A 17432-nucleotide genomic window follows, 5' to 3' on the forward strand; every position below is an offset into this window, starting at 1 on the left:
CACCCTCTGTCCTGTGGAGATGCCCTTGCTCGCCCGTTCCAAAACCCTCCCGGCTACGGGTGAAGTACCTGGCGGACAGACTGGCGTTTCCTCGCGTCTCACACTTCGCGGCCTCAAAAAGGCGCTTGGTAGCACCGCCGCTGTCAATGGCATCGATCTAAATATTGCGGCTGGTGAGAGTGTGGTGCTGCTGGGGCCAAGCGGCTGCGGCAAAACCACGACGCTGCGCATGGTTGCCGGGTTCCTTCAACCCGATAGCGGAGAGATCTATCTGGATGGCGTTCTCGCATCCAGTGCCAGCTTTGCCTTGCCGCCTGAGAAACGGCGTCTGGGCATGGTCTTTCAAACCTACGCAATCTGGCCGCACAAAACGGTAGCTGAAAACGTGGCCTATGGGTTGAAGATGGCTGGCAACCGTCGGGCCGATGTGAAGGCCGGGGTCGCCTCTGTCCTTGATCTCGTTCAATTGAGCGCGCTTGCGGATCGGTATCCGGCGGAACTTTCGGGCGGGCAGCAACAGAGGGTTGCGTTGGCGCGTGCGCTGGCGACACGGCCATCCCTTCTATTGCTGGACGAACCGCTATCCAACCTTGATGCATCCTTGCGCGATGAAATGCGGTTTGAGCTGCGCACGCTGCAACGTGAACTCGGCATAACATCCCTTTACGTCACGCATGATCAGGAAGAAGCCCTCGTTCTGGCAGACCGTATTGTGGTCATGAACAAAGGAGAAATCGAGCAGATCGGAACGCCTGAGGAGATCTACCGCACCCCCGCCAGCCGCTTTGTCGGCAATTTCGTGGGAACCGCAAACCTCCTGGAGGGGACTGTCGTCGCAGTGGACCGAAACGCCGGACGGGTGCTGCTGGCGCCCGATATCGGCGGCACGTTCTGGAGCGCCGCGCCCGGTCGCTGGGTGGAAACGGCTGCGGTGGGAGTGCGCGCCACGGCCTTGCTGCGCCCGCAAGACCTAAGGTTTGTGGAGGAAGCGCGGTCGCCCGAGGAACGCCCCATACAAGCGGATTTTGTGTCTGATGCTTTTCTCGGAGGCCATTACGAGATTAAGCTGCGCGCATGCGAAACGCTGCTGCGGGTGCAAGCGCGCCAGCGCATTCCAGTCACGGATGGCAAGGCGCAGCTCTGGGCACGGCCCGGGGCTGCGTGGATCGTGACATGAGCGAGATCACAGCTCCTGGCCCCCGTTCAACCGCCGCCCGTGGGCGTTTTGCCACCGCCGCTTCGCGTCGCCTTTCCGCCGTCCAGCCTGTACGCGTTCTGGTGATCGGCACGGCTTTAGCGGTGCTGTTCGCTCTGATTGCCTACCCGCTGACGCTGTTGATCGGCTACAGCCTGATCGATGCGGATGGCAATCTGACTTTAAGCACCTTCGGCGAGGCGTTTTCCCGTCGCGGCATGTGGGCGGCCACGCTCAACTCGGTCTGGCTGGTCTTCTGGGTAACCTTGGGTTCCTGCGCGCTGGGCATCCCCCTCGCCTGGCTGGTGGCACGCACAGATGCACCCGGAAAATCGCTCGTATTTCTGTCCGCCGGAGTGTCATTTGTTATTCCGACATTCATTTCCGTTATTTCCTGGATATTTCTGGCCGCTCCAAACTCCGGCTATCTCAACGCACTGGCCATCAACTATCTCGGCTTCACCCATGCACCGCTGAATATTATGAGCTTCGGCGGACTGGTCTTCATCGAAACCATTGGCGTGTTTCCCCTTGTCTTCTTTGCGGTCAATGTTGCGCTGAACAATATTGATGCCAGCCACGAGCAGGCGGCGCGGGTGCTGGGTGCGAACCAGCTGAAAACAACGCTGACCGTTACGCTGCCACTGGTGCGTCCGGCTGTTTTGTCTGCCGTCATTCTGGTCATGCTGGATGCGCTGTCATCGTTCGGCGCACCTGCGGCTATCGGCACAATGGCCAACTTCTCGGTCATCACCACCAAGATTTACGATCTGCTGACCTTTCCGCCCCAGTTCAATTATGCGGCTGCCATTGCCATGCCCATCATGGTGTTCACGGCGATCAGTCTGTTGATTCAGAAGTACCTGATCCGCGCTGAAAACTTCCGCACCCTGTCCGGCAAGGCCACGCCGGAGCAGATCGTCTCGCTTGGCCGCTGGCGCTGGCTGGCAGGCGCATTCTGTATCGTGGTTGCGTCCGTCACGGCTATTCTCCCCCTCGGTTCGCTCGTTTTGCTGTCGCTGTTAACCAGCTTCGGCGCCGATATCAGCCTCGCCAATCTGGTGGGCAAGCACTACGCGCTGATCGTCGATCCCTATTATCCGGCGCGAAGCTCCATCATTCACTCCATTTTGCTGGCGCTCGCCACCGCAACTGTTTGCGCAACGCTGGGACTGGTTCTGGCGTGGATTGTCGAGCGGTTCCGGTTTTTTGGCCGGGAGTTGATCAGCTTTCTGGTGATGATCGCCTATGGCTTTCCGTCCATCGCTTATGCGGTCGGCGTTCTCATGGGATATGTTGATCTTTTCTATGGCACACTGACCCTCATTCTGATCTCCTACGCGGGCAAATTGCTGCCAATTGCGTTTGTGATGGTGCGCAACGGCATTCAGCAACTTTCGACCGATCTGGAAGAAGCAGCCCGTATTTCCGGTGCCGGGTGGCTACGCAGCATACGGGACGTAACCTTTCCGCTGGTGCGCGGCGCGGTTGGCATTGCGTGGGTTCTGGTCTTTTCGCTCAGCCTGCGCGAGCTGTCGATGTCAGCCATTCTGGCCCAATCCGATACGCAGGTCATGCCCACCGTCGTTCTTCAGTTCATCGAGGACGGTGCCGTGGAACTGGCTGCCGCCCTTGCGGTCATCATCGTTGCCGTCAGCCTTGTCATGCTGATGCTTGCCAAGCTCTTCAACCGCAAGAAGACGGCCAACATTCAATAACAGGACCCGGAATGCCTCAACACAAACCTCTGCCTGAACATTTTGATGAAACCTGCGATGTGCTGGTCATCGGCTTCGGCTTTGCCGGTGCTGCGTCCGCAATCGCCGCCCATGACGCGGGCGCGCATGTCGTGCTGATCGAGAAAATGCCGGACCCCGGCGGAATTTCCATTTGCGCCGGTGGCGGTGTGCGCACCGTGACAGATATTCCCCGAGGACGGGAATATCTGCGCCACAGCGCCGGGCCGGATGTTCCCGATGCCGTGCTGGATGCCATGGCGTCTGGCATGGCGGACCTTGAACGATATTTTCGTAAGCTGGCAGAGGTCAACGGTGCGCAGATTGTGGTCCGCGACCGGGGAGGCAACTACCCTTTTCCGGGCCACGATGCGCTTGGCATCGTCGAGGTCGCGTCCATCCCGGACTTTGATGCGCGTGCAGAATACCCCCATGCACGGGGGCGTCTGCTCGGTCCCAATGTGTTCAAGCTTCTGCATGACAATGTCCGCGCACGCGCCATCGACGTACGGCTGGAAACGTCGGCGCAACGGTTGATTACGGCACCGGACGGTGCGGTCATTGGCGTGATCGTGCGCGAGCGCGATGTGGAAAGACGCATAGCAACGCGGCGCGGCGTTGTGCTTGCCTCCGGCGGGTTTGAGGCTGCTCCACAGATTCAGCGCAAATACTGGCAGATCAGGCCTGTTCTGCCGGTTGCAACCCGCGGCAACACCGGCGATGGCATCCGCATGGCACAGGCTGCCGGAGCGGACCTGTGGCATATGTGGAATTTTCACGGTTCCTACGGCTTCCGCCATCCCGATCCCGACTATCCCTATGCGCTGCGGGTCAAGCGCTTGCCGGACTGGACGCCGCAGGTGAAAGAGCCGGATGTGTCGATGTCGTGGATCGTGCTTGATGGCACAGGGCGGCGGTTCATGAACGAATACCAGCCCTATGTGCAGGATACGGGCCACCGGCCTCTGGACGAATTTGACCCGGTGACACAGCGCTTTCCCAAAATTCCGGCCTATCTGGTTCTCGATGAAGAGGGTCGCAAATTGTACCCGCTGGGTCAGGCGGTGGTCAACGACCGGTCGGTCGTGCCTTACGAATGGAGCAACGACAACCTCAAGGAAGTCGAAAACGGCATTCTGAAACAAGCCGACTCCGTCGAGGAGCTGGCCGATCTGATCGGCGCGGACAGCCAAACCCTTCAGCAGCAACTGGACCTCTGGAACCAGTCCGTCGAAGCCGGTCACGACTGCGCTTTTGGCCGCCCGGGCGGCTCCCTGTTCAAGGTGCAGACGGCCCCTTTCTACGTCGGCACGCTCTGGCCCGTGGTCAATAACACGCAGGGTGGACCGGTGCATGACGAGAAGCAACGCGTCATCAATGCCCACGGCGACCCCATTCCGCGCCTTTACGAGGCAGGTGAAATTGGCTCGATCTGGGGTTTTTTGTATCTCGGCGGCGGCAATCTGGGCGAATGCTTCGTCACCGGACAGATCGCTGGCGCACAGGCAGCAGCGCAAGCTCCTTGGGTTGAAACCGCTGAGAATTCAGCATCTGCCGATGCAGGGAGGTAATGCACATGTCATCCAGAACCGGACATATGGCTCTCGGAGCCTTTCTCTATCCAACCGGCCACCACGCGGCCGCATGGCGGCACCCGGATGCACAAGCGGATGCAGGCATCAACTTTCGCCACTATGCCGAACTGGCAAAGGCTGCGGAGGCAGCCAAGTTCGATATGCTGTTTCTGGCCGACAGCGCCGGTGCCCGGGGTGAAGACTGGAGCGCCCTGGCTAAGTTTTCCACCCACTACATCGCCCAGTTTGAACCGCTCACTCTGCTGAGCGCGCTTGCAGCGGTAACCGAACGGATCGGTCTGGTGGCAACCGCCTCGACCACCTACAATGAGCCCTATGTGCTGGCGCGCAAATTCGCGTCCATTGACCATATCAGCGGCGGGCGGGCCGGATGGAATTTGGTGACCTCCGGCAACGAGGCGGAGGCTTTCAATTTCGGCAGAGCGCAGCACCTGGCCCATGGTGATCGCTATCGGCGCGCCACCGAATTCCTGTCCGTAGTTCAGGGTTTGTGGGACAGTTGGGAAGATGACGCCTTTACCCGCGATAAGGACAGCGGTGCGTTTTTCGATCCGGACAAAGTGTACCGGCTGGATCACCGGGGCGAATTTTTTGGTGTCAGGGGTCCACTCAATATTCCCCGGTCCCCGCAGGGGTGGCCCGTACTCGTTCAGGCAGGCTCATCGGGGCCGGGAAAGGCGCTGGCCGGCGCATCGGCAGATGTCGTCTTTACAGCGCAACAGACCTTGGCGGACGCGCAGGCTTTCTATCGCGATGTGAAGCGCGAAGCCGTAAACCACGGTCGGGCGCCGGACGATGTGAAAATCATGCCGGGCATCTTTCCCGTTGTCGGGCGCACGCAAGCCGAAGCCCGCGCCAAGTTCGATCAATTACAGAACCTGATCCACCCGGATGTCGCCCTTTCCATTCTGGAACATCGACTTGGCGTGCCCTTGCGCCATCTGCCACATGATGCGCCGGTGCCGACCGATATACCGGTTACCAACGCCGCCCAGAGCCGACAGACGCTGCTGCTGGACCTCGCACGCCGTGAAAATCTCTCGATCCTCGACCTTGCTCTGCGCGTCGCGGGTGCGCGCGGCCACTGGCAGGTGATCGGCACCCCGGAGCAGATCGTGGACGAAATGGAGGATCGGTTCAAAAATGATGGTGCCGATGGCTTCAATGTCATGCCGCCATACCTGCCGGGCGGGCTGACCGATTTCATCGAACTGGTTCTGCCGGAACTTCGACGCCGCAACCTCTTCCGCACCGAATATGAGGGCACAACGCTGCGCGAACATCTGGGGCTGCACCGGCCACAACGCCACCACAGGCACAACAAGGCAAACGAACAACCCGCCACCGAGCGCGATCAACCCATTTTGGAGACCAAATCATCATGATAACCAAGCGATCTCTCGTCAAAGCCATGGGGACACTGACATTGGCCGTAGCGCTGATGACCCCTGCATTCGCGCGCGCAGATACCCTGCCGGAACGGTTTGCCGACCTCTACGAGCACGCGAAAAAGGAAGGTCAGGTCGTTTTCTATACGTCGTACCGGCAGGAAACCAGCACCGCAGTGCTTGAGTTCTGGCGCAACACCTTTCCCGATGTGCGCCTGAACATCGTGCAAAAACAAACGCTGGATCTGATCCCTACGATTGAGGCCGAAAAGGCGGCCGGGCGGACCAATCCCGATGTTACCTTCATCAGTCAGCGCTTTATTCTCAACACCTGGCGCGACAAGGGGTGGCTGACCGCTTACAAGGTGCGTGATTTTGAAAAGATCAGCGGAAACTTTCGCGAGGATAGCGGGTATTTCACCGCCGTTGCCGCTTCGCTTTTGTCTGCGGCCTACAATCCCAAGGTCTTTCCGGACCCATCCGTCCTGCCCAAAAAGATCACGGATTTTCTCGATCCAAAGTGGAAAGGCCGTATCGTCTTTTCCGATCCGCGCACGGCTGCTTCACAGCTGACGTGGTTCCAGACATTGCTGGCGCACAAGATTATCGACTGGGACACGATCAAGGGTCTTGGCCAACAGGATTTTCTGTTCACACGCGGCAATGCTGAGTCCGTACGTCTGCTTGTTGCGGGCGAGCGTGATCTTTCGCCGCTCATCTCCTCACAAAACGTGATCACTGCGCGCGAGCGTGGCCAGAGCATCCAGTCCTATATTCTGGATGAAGGCGTGGTGGCCAATGAGAACTATCTGGCCATTTTCGAAAACGGCCCCAACCCTGCTGCGGCAAAGCTTCTGCTTGAAGTGCTGTCGAGCGCCGAGGGACAGGCCGTTGTCGCCAATGCCGGATCGTACATTCCGACGCATCCCGATACACCCATCCCCGGCGGTCTGCCGCGCCTGAGCGACCTGAAAATCATCGTTGCCGATCAGGATATTGGTGGTGAGGCCTCACAAAAGTTTCTCGAACAGTTCGATGATGCCTTCAACCGTCAGTAACATACAGCGGCCCCGTTTTCTATAACGGGGCTTTTCTGCCTTTGCTCGAGAGTTGACCATGACCCTGCCCCGCATCAATGCCGAAACGCTCTACAACCGCATAACGCAACAAACGGAACTTGCTGTCCTCGATGTGCGCGAGGAAGGCGTGTTTGCGCAGGCCCATGTTCTGGCCGCAAGCAATGTCCCTTTCAGCCGGCTGGAGCGCTTGCTGCCGCCACTGGTTCCGCGTCTTGCAACACCCATCGTCCTGATCGACGACAATGAACACCTTGCGCAACGTGCGGCTTCGGTCCTGCACGATTCCGGATACAGCGATGTTTCGGTGCTGGCGGGCGGCATTGCATCATGGAAGGCGCGTGGGTTGGAGGTATTCGAAGGAGTTTACGTTCCAAGCAAGGCGTTTGGAGAGTTTGTCGAGATCCATTATGCAACACCGCACATATCCGCCCACGAATTTCAGGAAAGGCGTGACCGGGGCGAAGACATCGTTCTGATCGATAGCCGCCCGTTCGATGAGTATAACTGGATTACCATTCCCGGTGCCATCAATTGTCCCGGTGGCGAGCTGGTGTTGCGGGTTCGGGAAATCGTTAAAACTGAGACCACGCTGGTCGTGGTCAATTGCGGTGGTCGCACGCGCTCCATCATCGGTGCCCAAAGCCTGATTGATGCAGGCTTGCCGAACCCGGTCTTGTCGCTGAAAGACGGTACACAAGGGTGGCATCTTTCCGGTTTGGCGGTTGAGCGGGGCGCTCGCCGTGTGGCACCCCTGCCCGCCGATGCAGCATTATGCTGGGCCCGCACTGCTGCGGACAGGCTTGCGGAGCGTCACCGCGTCCCCGTGATCACGCGGGACACATTGGCACGGTTCGAGCGCGAACAGGACTCCACAACGCTCTACCGTTTTGACGTGCGAGATGTGGCTGAATATAGCGCCGGGCACCGTCGCGGGTTTCGCTCGGCGCCGGGCGGGCAGCTGGTTCAGGCAACCGATACCTTCATCGCGGTGCGCAAAGCCCGCATCGTCCTGGCCGATAGCGATGGTGTGCGCGCACGCGCCACCGCTGCATGGCTGGTACGGATGGGGTTTGCCCATGTTTATGTCGTCGGCGACGAGACAGTTGGCGAAACTCTGGAGACCGGCATGCCTGCCGATCCAATCCTTGATGTTCGCCAGCCGGTCTTTGACGAGGTTTCCGTTGAACAACTCTCCGGCTTGCTCGATGGTGGCAAGGCCGTCGTTGTGGATGTTGCAACAAGCCGCATGTATCGTGCCGGACATATTCCCGGTGCATGGTTTGCCATCCGTGGCCGCTTTACACAGGATGCCCATGCGCTGCCGAAGGCCCCGGTCTATGTGGTGACATCCCCGGACAGCGTATTCGCCCGGCTTGCAGCTGGAGAACTGCGCGCTGCCACGAACGCCGACATCAAAGTTTTGGCGGGCGGAACGGCGGCATGGTCTGACGCCGGACTGGCGCTGGAAACCGATCAGCATCGGTTTATCTCCGAACCCAATGACGTATTTCTGAAAGCGTTCGAGCGAACCGATAGGCAAGAAGAAGCCATGCGCCAATATCTGCAATGGGAGCTGGATCTGGTGCAACAGGTGAACCGCGACGGCACCGTATCCTTCTCCTTTGAACCGCAGGAGTCGTAATCCCATGACAGACCTGTCCAGACAGCCCTTTGCGGGCAAAGTGGCATTGGTGACCGGATCGGCGCGGCGGATTGGCCGCCAGACAGCCTTGGCGCTCGCGCGTGAAGGCGCGCACGTTATCACCCATGCCCGCAGTTCCCGGCATGATATTGAAGCGGTGGCCGACGAAATTCGCAGCACTGGCGGAAAAGCAACGGCTTTGCTGGCCGACCTCACGGACGAGGATGCGGTGCAACAGCTGGTACATGATATTCACACGGCTGCCGGACCTGTCAGTATTCTGATCAACAATGCTGCGATCCGCGGTGAAAGCCCGTTTCTGGACCTTGATTTGGAGACCTTCCGATCGGTGTATTCGGTTGCGGTCGAGGGTGCTTTTCTCGTTACGCAAGCTGTAGTCCCCGATATGATTGCCGCGCACTTTGGCCGCGTTATTACGCTTGGCGGGGTCAGCGCTCATGTCGGGGTTTGCGAACGGTTGCATGTGGCCACCGCCAAGGCCGCGCTGGTAGGGTTTACCAAGGCACTGGCGGTGGAATTTGCCACCGAGGGTGTGACGGCCAACCTTGTGGTTCCCGGCGCCATTGGCGGTCAGCGTTCGGCTAACTCCGGCACCGGCGGCAAGCTGGCCGGTGGCAGGCACCCTCTGGTGGGCCACGAGGGAGAGCCACAGGATGTTGCAGAGCTGGTGCGGTTTCTGGCACTACCAAGCGGGGGCTACATCACCGGGCAAACGCTTCATGTCAGCGGTGGACTTTACCTGCCTTAAAGCGTCCACCTGCGCTAATTCGTTGTTTCATCCCAATCAAGCTGACGGAAACAATTCCGGTTTACCCCCTACATGCTATAGCCATCCTCGTAACAGTCGCAGATCCGCCGTTCCGTCCTTTCTATTGAGCCCTTCCAATTTTTCGCAGACTTATATGAGCGTCCTTTTCTTTTCCAGCATGGCTGCGACTGTCTTCTTGACCTCCCTTCTATCGGGTGTGTTTGGCATGGCAGGCGGATTGATTTTGTTGTGGGTGCTGATGTTCGTCGCGCCGGTATCCACCGCCATTGCCGTTCACGGCATCGTCCAGATGGTATCCAACAGTTCACGCGCGTGGTTCTCACGGGCATTTCTGGCGCATTCAATTCTTTTTATCTTGATTGCAGGCCTTGCGGTAGCCGCCAGCCTGTTGCTGTTTGTGGACTATCGTCCCAGCCTCGTTGTTGTATCTCTGGCTATCGGATGCCTGTCGGTCATCGTCTGGCTGCCGCTCGGCCGCCTGAATCTGGATGCGCAGCGCCCATCCCATGCGTTTGCCTGCGGTTTGATTTCTGGTGTGCTGGCGCTGGGTTTGGGTGTTTCAGGACCGACAATCGACATTTTCTTCATCCGCACGACCATGGACCGGCGCGCGGTGATTGCCACGAAAGCCGCATTCCAGTTTATAACCCACGCTACCAAAGTGGTGTTTTACTGGGATGCCGCCACGGAACTATCCAGCGAAGGGTGGACGGCGGTAGCAGTCGCCGTACCAATTGCCATATTGGGCACACGGGCTGGGAACGTTATCCTTCACCGCATGACCGATGTGAACTTCCGCATCTGGACACGCTGGATCGTAACAGCCATTGGCGCAGTTTATTTCATGCGCGGAATTGTCGGAATCAGCTGATCTGACAGCCGGCAAACAGTGGGTTATGACCGTCACGACAACGAACATCAAACTGGCAGGGTTTCATCCGAAACCCCTCGACACCTATAAAAAATTATCTATTATAACTACTATTTCTAATATTGCGGGTTCAGAGGGAGTAGCGGAATGGATCGAAGCTTTATGCGGCTGGTTATCGCCAGACTGCGCACGGAACACCGCAACGGCACTTCGGTCAGGGAAGCCAGATCGTTGGTCCGCGATGTCCTTCGACATCAGGCGCGGGTCGACGAGCCGGATATCCATGTCAGCGAGACGACGGAACAGTCTATGCCCGGCATTCATAAGCTATGACCCGTACCAATGCGGATGGCGGACCTGTTTGGTTCAATCGGGGTTGCTCAGATGACGCGTAGTCGTTGCTGTAGCCCGGTGAGCATTGCGTGCAATGCTGTCTGGATCTTGAGGACGACGTCGAGCGCTTGACCTGCGATAGATTTACGAGCTCGCGGTTTCGAGAAAATCGGCCATTTCAGCATTGAAAAACACTTTCGTGCGTGGCCCCGCAAGAATAGGGTCGATCCGCCGGACGCATTCCTGATAGTGCGGTGTGCGACGGTGATCGTCCAGCGCGTCGGCTGAGGCGAAAACCTCGTAGATCAGAAAACTGTTTTGATCCTGCGGATCGCGCAGCACGTCGAAGCGCAGATTACCGGGTTCCTTTCGTGTGCCTTCATAGTTGATACGGAACGCCTCGATAAATTCGGCAGTTTGACCGTCTTTGACTTTGATGCTGACCATTTGAATGAGCATATCGATTTTCCTGGTAAGTATTGGATGTAACGCTGTAGCGCGATGAGTGGCGGGATCAGAGACCGGGCGCTTTCCACATGGCCGTGGTAATGCCTTCGTCAACAAGTTGCCGTTGCAAGGCATAAGCTCGTGCCCAGCGATTGCCGGCTTCGTCGTATATTTCTTTGTTTTGTAAATTTGGCTCAAAATGCCGATCCCAGCGCACCCAGTGGTCAGCGGTATCGACAAAATCGCGGTGGAGACCGGCACCGATCCCGGCGGCTGCGGCGCATCCGAGCGCTGTCGCCTCCTTGACGACAGGTGTGACGACCGCAAGACCGGTGGCGTCCGACAGCATCTGTGACCAGTGCGCGGACTTCGAAGCGCCTGCCGCGAAGACAATCTTTTCCGGTGTCTTGCCTGAGAGTTTGAAGATGGCAGTGAGATTGCGTGCGGCGACGATTGCCGCGTTTTCCTGCAATGCACGGAAAATTGCCGCCTTGCCGGATTTTTCCGGATCGATCGACAGGTTAAGCAGCGAAGGCGCCGCGTGGTACCAGTTTCCATAGTGCATGACGTCCGAAAAGATGGGGATAATGCCATAGGCACCCGGCGGTATGTTCGCCGCCTTTTCTTCGAGCAGGCTATAGGCGTCTCCGCCGGTTGCGGCTGCCTTCGCAATTTCCTCGCCGCCAAAGCTGTCGCGAAACCATCGCATGACGATGCCGACGAAAAAGCTGATGGCTTCGGCCTGATTGAGGCCTGTGACGACATGCGGATTGATGCGCAGGTTCATCGACGGATCGGTCACCGTAGGTGAGACATTGACCACCTGTTGCCAGAAAGTGCCGCCCAGCACCGCGCAGTCCCCCTCATTGACAACGCCAAGCCCGGCGGTGCCGATCTGGCAGTCCCCGCCACCCATGACCACCGGTGTACCCACGGCAAGACCGGTTTCTTCCGACGCGCGTGATGTGACTCGGCCAATGACGGTTCCCGGCTCAACAGTCTGCGCGAAAACGTCGTCGCGCATCCCGGCCTTGCTCATGGCATCCGGCAACCACGCGCGTTCGGTCAGGCTAAAAATCCCGGTCGTCCCGGCATTGGATGGGTCGCTTGCCAGTACGCCGGAAAGGCGGGCAAGCACCCAATCCGATAGCATCGCGACGCGGTGCATGCGGGCGTAGACCTCTGGCAGATTACGTTGAAGCCAAAGCAGACGCGGCAATGCACCAAGGGCGAAGGTCTGACCGGATAGCGCATACAGCTCCGGCTCAAGCTGCGGAAAACTGGTCTTCAAGTCGCGCACTTCAGTGTTGGCGCGGCTATCCACGTTGGCGCAGGCCCAGATTTCCCGGCCTTCTCGATCATAAATGACGATCGCCTCGCGCATGCTCGTGGCGCTTACTGCGGCGATATCTGCGGCGGTGATGCCTGCTTCGGCAATTGCCTTGCGGATGGCTCGAGACAGAAGCGCCCAATTGCCTTCGACATCGAAGTCCATCGATCCCGGAAAGCGCGGATCGGCCTTGTGCCACCATTCGTGCTGGGCGCTGGCAATCTGGTTGCCATCGACGTCAAAAAGCACAGCGCGGCCGCTGCCAGTACCTGCATCCACGGCCAGAAGATAACGTTGGTTCATCGCCTCAGTCCTTTATTTGCAACAGGCCAGCAGCCGTCGTTTCGTCAGTGATCAGGATACCGACGAACTTGCCGCGCAGTGCGGAGTGAATGGCCTGAACTTTGTACAAGCCGCCTGCTGCAGCGACGACCTTTTCGGCCTGGGACAGCGTGGCAATTTTTACACCGATAACTCTGTCATGCAGCGGCAATTCAAGCACATGTCCCCTGTCGTCAAAGAACTGGCAAAGAATGTCGCCGACAGCGCCCTTCCGCCGCAGCGGCTCGACTTCGTCGGGGTTGACATAACCGGACCGAACAACAGTCGAGTTGGCGGACAGTTCGCCGATTCCAACGAGCTGGTACGAGGCATTGAGCGCCATATCCAGCAGGTTGGCGACAGCGGGCTCGAGTGACAGGTTTTTCGCAACTTCCGGATCCCGCACCACGAGCGGAGCCGGAACCAAATGAACGCTGCTACCCCAATTGGCCGTGCGCATACCATCGACATAGGTTCCGACGCCGCCCGTTAGGCTGACGAGGCCGATATCGCGCTCATTGGCAAGATGACCAAGACGCTGGATGGTGTTGCTGACCGTAGCACCCCACCCCACCGCAAGCAGGTCGCCGTGTTGAAGGCGTTGCATCAGGAACTGTGCTGCCGCCTGTCCGAGGCGGTCGCTGGGATCCTGGTTGGGCAGTTGCGGCACGACATAAGCTTCTTGCAAGCCGTAGCGGTCCTTGATTTCGTGCTCCAGAGAAAGACAGCCTTGATAGCGAGAATTAATGCGCACCTGGATGATGCCGGAACGCCGACCGCTTTCCAGCAGCCGTGAAACCTTGATGCGAGACATGTTCAGTCGCTCGCCGATCTCGTTCTGGGTCAGTCCATCGTTGTAGTAGTACCATGCAATGCGCGTCAGGGTTTCCTCGTCCGCGTCTGCGTAACTCCACTCGCTATTGTCCGAAGCCATACAGCCCAGTCCCATCAATGTTGTCTGTGATCATTTGAATATCAAATGATCATTTGTTCCGTCAACTCTCTTAGGTACAAAAATATTTTCTGATACAAACCGCCAAATTGGTAAGGGAAATGAGTTCAAAAGAAGAACATAGATGTTGTTAAGCGTGAAGATTACATTGACCATATTGACGAGCACCGTTAGCTGTGATCACATAGTTGTCAGTGGATACATTTGAACGGGTGAGGAATGACGAAGGATCTAGCGGCCGGGAGGGTCGCTGTTCTCGAGGACATCTGGAAGTCCTATGGTGCCGTGCCGGTGCTGCGTGGCGTGTCGCTGGCGCTTGGTGCTGGCGAGGTTCATGCGCTTCTCGGAGGCAACGGCGCGGGCAAATCCAGCCTGATGAAAATCATTGCCGGTATCATACCGGCCAATTCCGGACGGATTGAAATCAACGGTCAATTTTTGACCCACGCATCTCCTGCACTGGCACAAGAGCTGGGCCTCTATCTGGTGCCCCAGGAAGCACATATCCTTCCCAATCAGTCCGTTCTGGAAAACATTTGCCTTGGCCTGCGGGCTTCGCCACGCGCGTTACGTCCCCGTGTTCGCACGTTGGTGCAGGAACTCTCGGTCGCTATTGATCTTGATGCGCAGGCAGCAACGCTCGAAATTGCCGAACGGCAGATCGTGGAGATTCTACGCGGTCTCGTGCGTGATGCACGGGTTCTTATTCTCGACGAACCGACCTCAGCGTTAACGCCCTTTGAAACCAGAGCGTTGTTCGACCGCGTCCGAAAGCTTCAAATGCAAGGTGTCGGCATCTTTTTCATTTCCCACAAGCTGCGCGAAATCCGGGAAATCTGCTCAACGATCAGCGTTCTGCGCGACGGGATCATTGTGCTCTCCGGGTCGCTGGATGATTACAACGATGGCGAAATTGTTAAAGCGATGAGCCACGTGCAAACCTCGGCGGAGGGAGAAAAGACCAGCATACTGGCGAAGGTTGCCCAAATAGGCCAGCCACGTCTTTCTGTGCGCGGTTTATCAGGCGAGGGTTTTCGCGACATAAGCCTTGAAGTTCGCGCCGGTGAAATCCTCGGACTTGCGGGTGTAGTTGGCGCCGGTCGTACTGAATTTGCTGAAACATTGTTTGGCCTGCGCAAACAATTCGCTGGAAGCGTTCATCTGGATGGCGTGGAGCTTTCTCAACGTTCTCCGCGCCTTTGCATCGACAAGGGCCTCGTTTACCTACCGGAGGACCGCCAGCAGAACGGGCTGTTTCTTGAGGCCCCTCTATTCTGGAATGTATCTTCCTACCTGATTCACCGCCTGCCTTTCTTCCTCCGTTCCAGTCAGGAACGCCTTTCCTTCGATGGTTTCCGCAACAGCATGGGTATCAAATGCACCAGCGCGGGACAGGCAGCGCGGGGGCTTTCTGGCGGCAATCAGCAAAAAGTGCTGATGGCGAAGTGCCTTTCCGCCCGGCCCAAAGTCTTGATCCTCGATGAGCCAACCCGTGGCGTCGATGTAGCGGCTCGCAACGATATCTATGCGCTGATCCGCACGCTTGCAGCCGATGGTGTAGCGATTGTGCTCATCTCATCGGACTTCGATGAAATCGAACAACTGGCCGACCGCGTGCAGGTCATGGCTTTTGGGCAGCACGGTGGTGCGCTTGTCGACGACATCAGTGTCGATGCCATCGCCAAACTCGCCTTCGGCGCTTCGGAGGCCAATCATGCTTGACCTTTTCGCGCGCAACCGCGTCGCTACGCTGCTTGTTATCCTTGTTGTTGCCTATGCTGCGATCGGTGCGGCTGCCCCCGGTTATCTCTCCGGTGCCACGGCATCGACAGTGCTTGCAAGCAGCCTCGTTTTGATGCTCATCTCGCTCGGAACGATGGTCGTCATCGTGACGCGCAATATCGATGTTTCCAGCGGCTCGGTGCTGGGACTGAGCGCCGCAGTTCTCGGCCTTTCGCTGAATGCTGGCGTTGGTCTTCCGTTGGCAGTTGCGCTTTGCATGTTGACGGGCGTTGCTGCCGGTGCGTTCAACGGCCTGATGGTCGCGTATCTTGGTATTCCTTCGATTGTTGCAACGCTTGGAACACTTGGCCTCTATCGCGGTATCATGCTGGTGATGACCGGCGGGCGCTGGATCGAGGACCTGCCGCAGGACTTGAAGGCGCTCGCGGGCAATCTTGGCCTCGGCTTTTCCGTGCTGACCGTTGTCGTGGTTGCCATCATCGGCGGTCTCTGGCTCTTCCTGCGCCGTACCCGCTTCGGGCGGTTCTTCTATGCAGTTGGCGACAATCGAGCAGCGGCTCATCATCTGGGTGTGCCTGTTCGCCGTGTGCAGTTTTCCGCTTTTGTGGCAACGGGCGCGTGTGCTGCTCTTGCTAGTATCGTCTATTCAGCTCAGATCGGCTTCATCCCAAATCAGGCTGGTAACGGCGTCGAACTCAAGGCCATCGCGGTCAACGTTCTGGGCGGTGTCAGCCTTCTGGGTGGCACGGGCTCCGTGGCCGGTGTGGTCGCGGCCGTAATTTTTATCACCTCCATCGATAGTGCGCTCGTGTTCCTGAAGATCCCCGCCTACTGGAACGACTTTATCGCCGGTGCTTTGCTTCTGTCGGTGCTCCTGCTCGATGGACGTATCCGTCAGGTTATAGATCACCGCATCCGCGCGCGCCGCTATGCTGTGCATGACCGGACGCCAGTTGTCGAAGGCCGGGATCAAACATCCAAAGCCTTGGAGGCAGGCCTATGAAAAAACTGATCTTCCGTTGGGAAACTGCGCTGCTTGCTATGCTGGTCGTTGAGCTTGCCATCTTCGGCATCGTCAATCCACGTTTTCTCAATCTTGGAAACCTGATTTACGGAACCTCGGATTTCGTGCAGATCGGTATCGTCGCCCTACCGTTGACGCTCGTGATCATTGCCGGAGGGATCGATGTTTCCTTTGCCTCGACAATCGGACTGGCGGCGATCGTTTTCGGGGTGGCAACCTTCTACGCAGTGCCACTGCCAATTTCGATCGCGGTGGCTTTGGTGACGGGCGCGTCCTGTGGCCTTTTTAATGCGACCATAATCCATCTTTCGAAAATCCAGCCGCTCGTCGTCACACTTGGCAGTCTCTATCTGTTTCAAGGTACCGCGACCGTGGCCTCCGGCCTTGTTGGCGCAGGCGGCTATGAGGGAATCGGCAATTTCCCGCAGGCGTTCAATGCTTTCGGCTACGCACAGATCTTTGGCCTGCCGGCGACGCTCGTCTTGTTTCTGGCATTGGCTGCCGTGCTCGTTACACTGCTTCATTTCACCCGTTTTGGCCGCGCCGTCTTTCTGGTCGGTCAATCGGAGTCTGCCGCGCGCTTTGCCGGCATTCCAGTGGCAAAAGTGCAAACGATCACCTATGTCGTCACCGGTCTCTGTGCGGCGATAGCCGGGCTTGCATTGTCTGCATATTTCGGATCGGCCCGCGTTGATCTTGGGTCAGCAACGTTGCTGCCCGCTGTTACGGCAGCGGTTCTCGGTGGCGCATCCATCTACGGCGGTCAGGGGTCTATCCTTGGCACGCTGATTGCCACGTTCGTCATCGGCTACTTGCAGCAGGGACTGCAGGCGAGCGGTGTCTCAAGCCAGATCTCCAGCGCACTTTCGGGAGGGTTGCTGGTTATAGCGGTCGCAATGCGCCAAGGAAGCGCTTTGCTTGCCGATTTCATCGCCGTGATCAGGCTCAAAAAAAGCCAGACGGCACTTACTTCAGGAGGAAAGTAA

At 58.0% G+C, this 17432-nt stretch carries 15 protein-coding genes; 12 read left to right on the forward strand and 3 right to left on the reverse strand.

Going from position 1 to position 17432, the window contains the following annotated elements:
• The first annotated feature begins 25 nt into the window (after positions 1-25).
• The 9 genes from IFT84_RS10780 to IFT84_RS10820 all read left to right on the forward strand — a co-directional run bounded on the left by IFT84_RS10780 (position 26) and on the right by IFT84_RS10820 (position 10629).
• A complete protein-coding gene (locus IFT84_RS10780) occupies positions 26-1177 on the forward strand; it encodes an ABC transporter ATP-binding protein (protein ID WP_244651184.1) in 1152 nt (383 codons plus the stop codon).
• Positions 1174-2913: an ABC transporter permease gene (locus IFT84_RS10785; protein ID WP_192119225.1), complete on the forward strand. Its 1740-nt coding sequence runs from the start codon at positions 1174-1176 to the stop codon at positions 2911-2913. Before IFT84_RS10780 ends, IFT84_RS10785 begins: the two co-directional genes overlap by 4 nt.
• A gap of 11 nt (positions 2914-2924) precedes the next feature.
• Positions 2925-4502, forward strand: a complete 1578-nt coding sequence (locus IFT84_RS10790; RefSeq protein ID WP_192119227.1) for an FAD-dependent oxidoreductase — start codon at positions 2925-2927, stop codon at positions 4500-4502.
• Between the two features lie 5 nt (positions 4503-4507).
• Positions 4508-5911: an LLM class flavin-dependent oxidoreductase gene (locus IFT84_RS10795; RefSeq protein WP_192119229.1), complete on the forward strand. Its 1404-nt coding sequence runs from the start codon at positions 4508-4510 to the stop codon at positions 5909-5911.
• Positions 5908-6972 (forward strand): ABC transporter substrate-binding protein, encoded by a 1065-nt coding sequence (locus tag IFT84_RS10800; protein WP_192119231.1) that lies wholly within the window; start codon positions 5908-5910, stop codon positions 6970-6972. The genes IFT84_RS10795 and IFT84_RS10800 overlap by 4 nt, the downstream gene beginning before the upstream one ends.
• A gap of 58 nt (positions 6973-7030) precedes the next feature.
• Positions 7031-8635: a rhodanese-like domain-containing protein gene (locus tag IFT84_RS10805; RefSeq protein ID WP_244651185.1), complete on the forward strand. Its 1605-nt coding sequence runs from the start codon at positions 7031-7033 to the stop codon at positions 8633-8635.
• A 4-nt stretch (positions 8636-8639) separates the two neighbouring features.
• Entirely contained in the window at positions 8640-9404 is a 765-nt protein-coding gene (locus IFT84_RS10810) for an SDR family NAD(P)-dependent oxidoreductase (RefSeq protein WP_192119235.1), read from the forward strand.
• A gap of 154 nt (positions 9405-9558) precedes the next feature.
• A complete protein-coding gene (locus IFT84_RS10815; protein ID WP_192119236.1) occupies positions 9559-10296 on the forward strand; it encodes a sulfite exporter TauE/SafE family protein in 738 nt (245 codons plus the stop codon).
• Between the two features lie 147 nt (positions 10297-10443).
• Positions 10444-10629 (forward strand): hypothetical protein, encoded by a 186-nt coding sequence (locus IFT84_RS10820; RefSeq protein ID WP_192119238.1) that lies wholly within the window; start codon positions 10444-10446, stop codon positions 10627-10629.
• A 144-nt stretch (positions 10630-10773) separates the two neighbouring features.
• On the opposite strand, the gene IFT84_RS10825 is transcribed toward IFT84_RS10820, so the two are convergent.
• The 3 genes from IFT84_RS10825 to IFT84_RS10835 are packed head-to-tail and all read right to left on the reverse strand — an operon-like array spanning position 10774 to position 13661.
• The gene (locus IFT84_RS10825; protein ID WP_192119240.1) at positions 10774-11088 is read right to left on the reverse strand and encodes an antibiotic biosynthesis monooxygenase; all 315 of its coding nucleotides are present in this window, start codon (positions 11086-11088) and stop codon (positions 10774-10776) included.
• A gap of 55 nt (positions 11089-11143) precedes the next feature.
• Positions 11144-12709, reverse strand: coding sequence for an autoinducer-2 kinase (gene lsrK / locus IFT84_RS10830; RefSeq protein ID WP_192119242.1), 1566 nt, complete (start codon positions 12707-12709; stop codon positions 11144-11146).
• Between the two features lie 4 nt (positions 12710-12713).
• A complete protein-coding gene (locus IFT84_RS10835; RefSeq protein ID WP_192119244.1) occupies positions 12714-13661 on the reverse strand; it encodes a sugar-binding transcriptional regulator in 948 nt (315 codons plus the stop codon).
• Between the two features lie 237 nt (positions 13662-13898).
• On the opposite strand from IFT84_RS10835, the gene lsrA reads away from it, so the two are divergent.
• The 3 genes from lsrA to IFT84_RS10850 are packed head-to-tail and all read left to right on the forward strand — an operon-like array spanning position 13899 to position 17432.
• Positions 13899-15401 carry an autoinducer 2 ABC transporter ATP-binding protein LsrA gene (lsrA, locus tag IFT84_RS10840; RefSeq protein ID WP_192119247.1) on the forward strand — a complete coding sequence of 501 codons (1503 nt, stop codon included), beginning with the start codon at positions 13899-13901 and terminating at the stop codon, positions 15399-15401.
• Positions 15394-16425, forward strand: coding sequence for an ABC transporter permease subunit (locus tag IFT84_RS10845; RefSeq protein WP_192119248.1), 1032 nt, complete (start codon positions 15394-15396; stop codon positions 16423-16425). The genes lsrA and IFT84_RS10845 overlap by 8 nt, the downstream gene beginning before the upstream one ends.
• On the forward strand, positions 16422-17432 hold the full coding sequence (locus IFT84_RS10850) for an ABC transporter permease subunit (protein WP_192119250.1): 1011 nt from the start codon (positions 16422-16424) through the stop codon (positions 17430-17432). The genes IFT84_RS10845 and IFT84_RS10850 overlap by 4 nt, the downstream gene beginning before the upstream one ends.

The organism is Rhizobium sp. CFBP 8762, from assembly GCF_014841565.1.
Taxonomy (GTDB): domain Bacteria; phylum Pseudomonadota; class Alphaproteobacteria; order Rhizobiales; family Rhizobiaceae; genus CFBP-8762.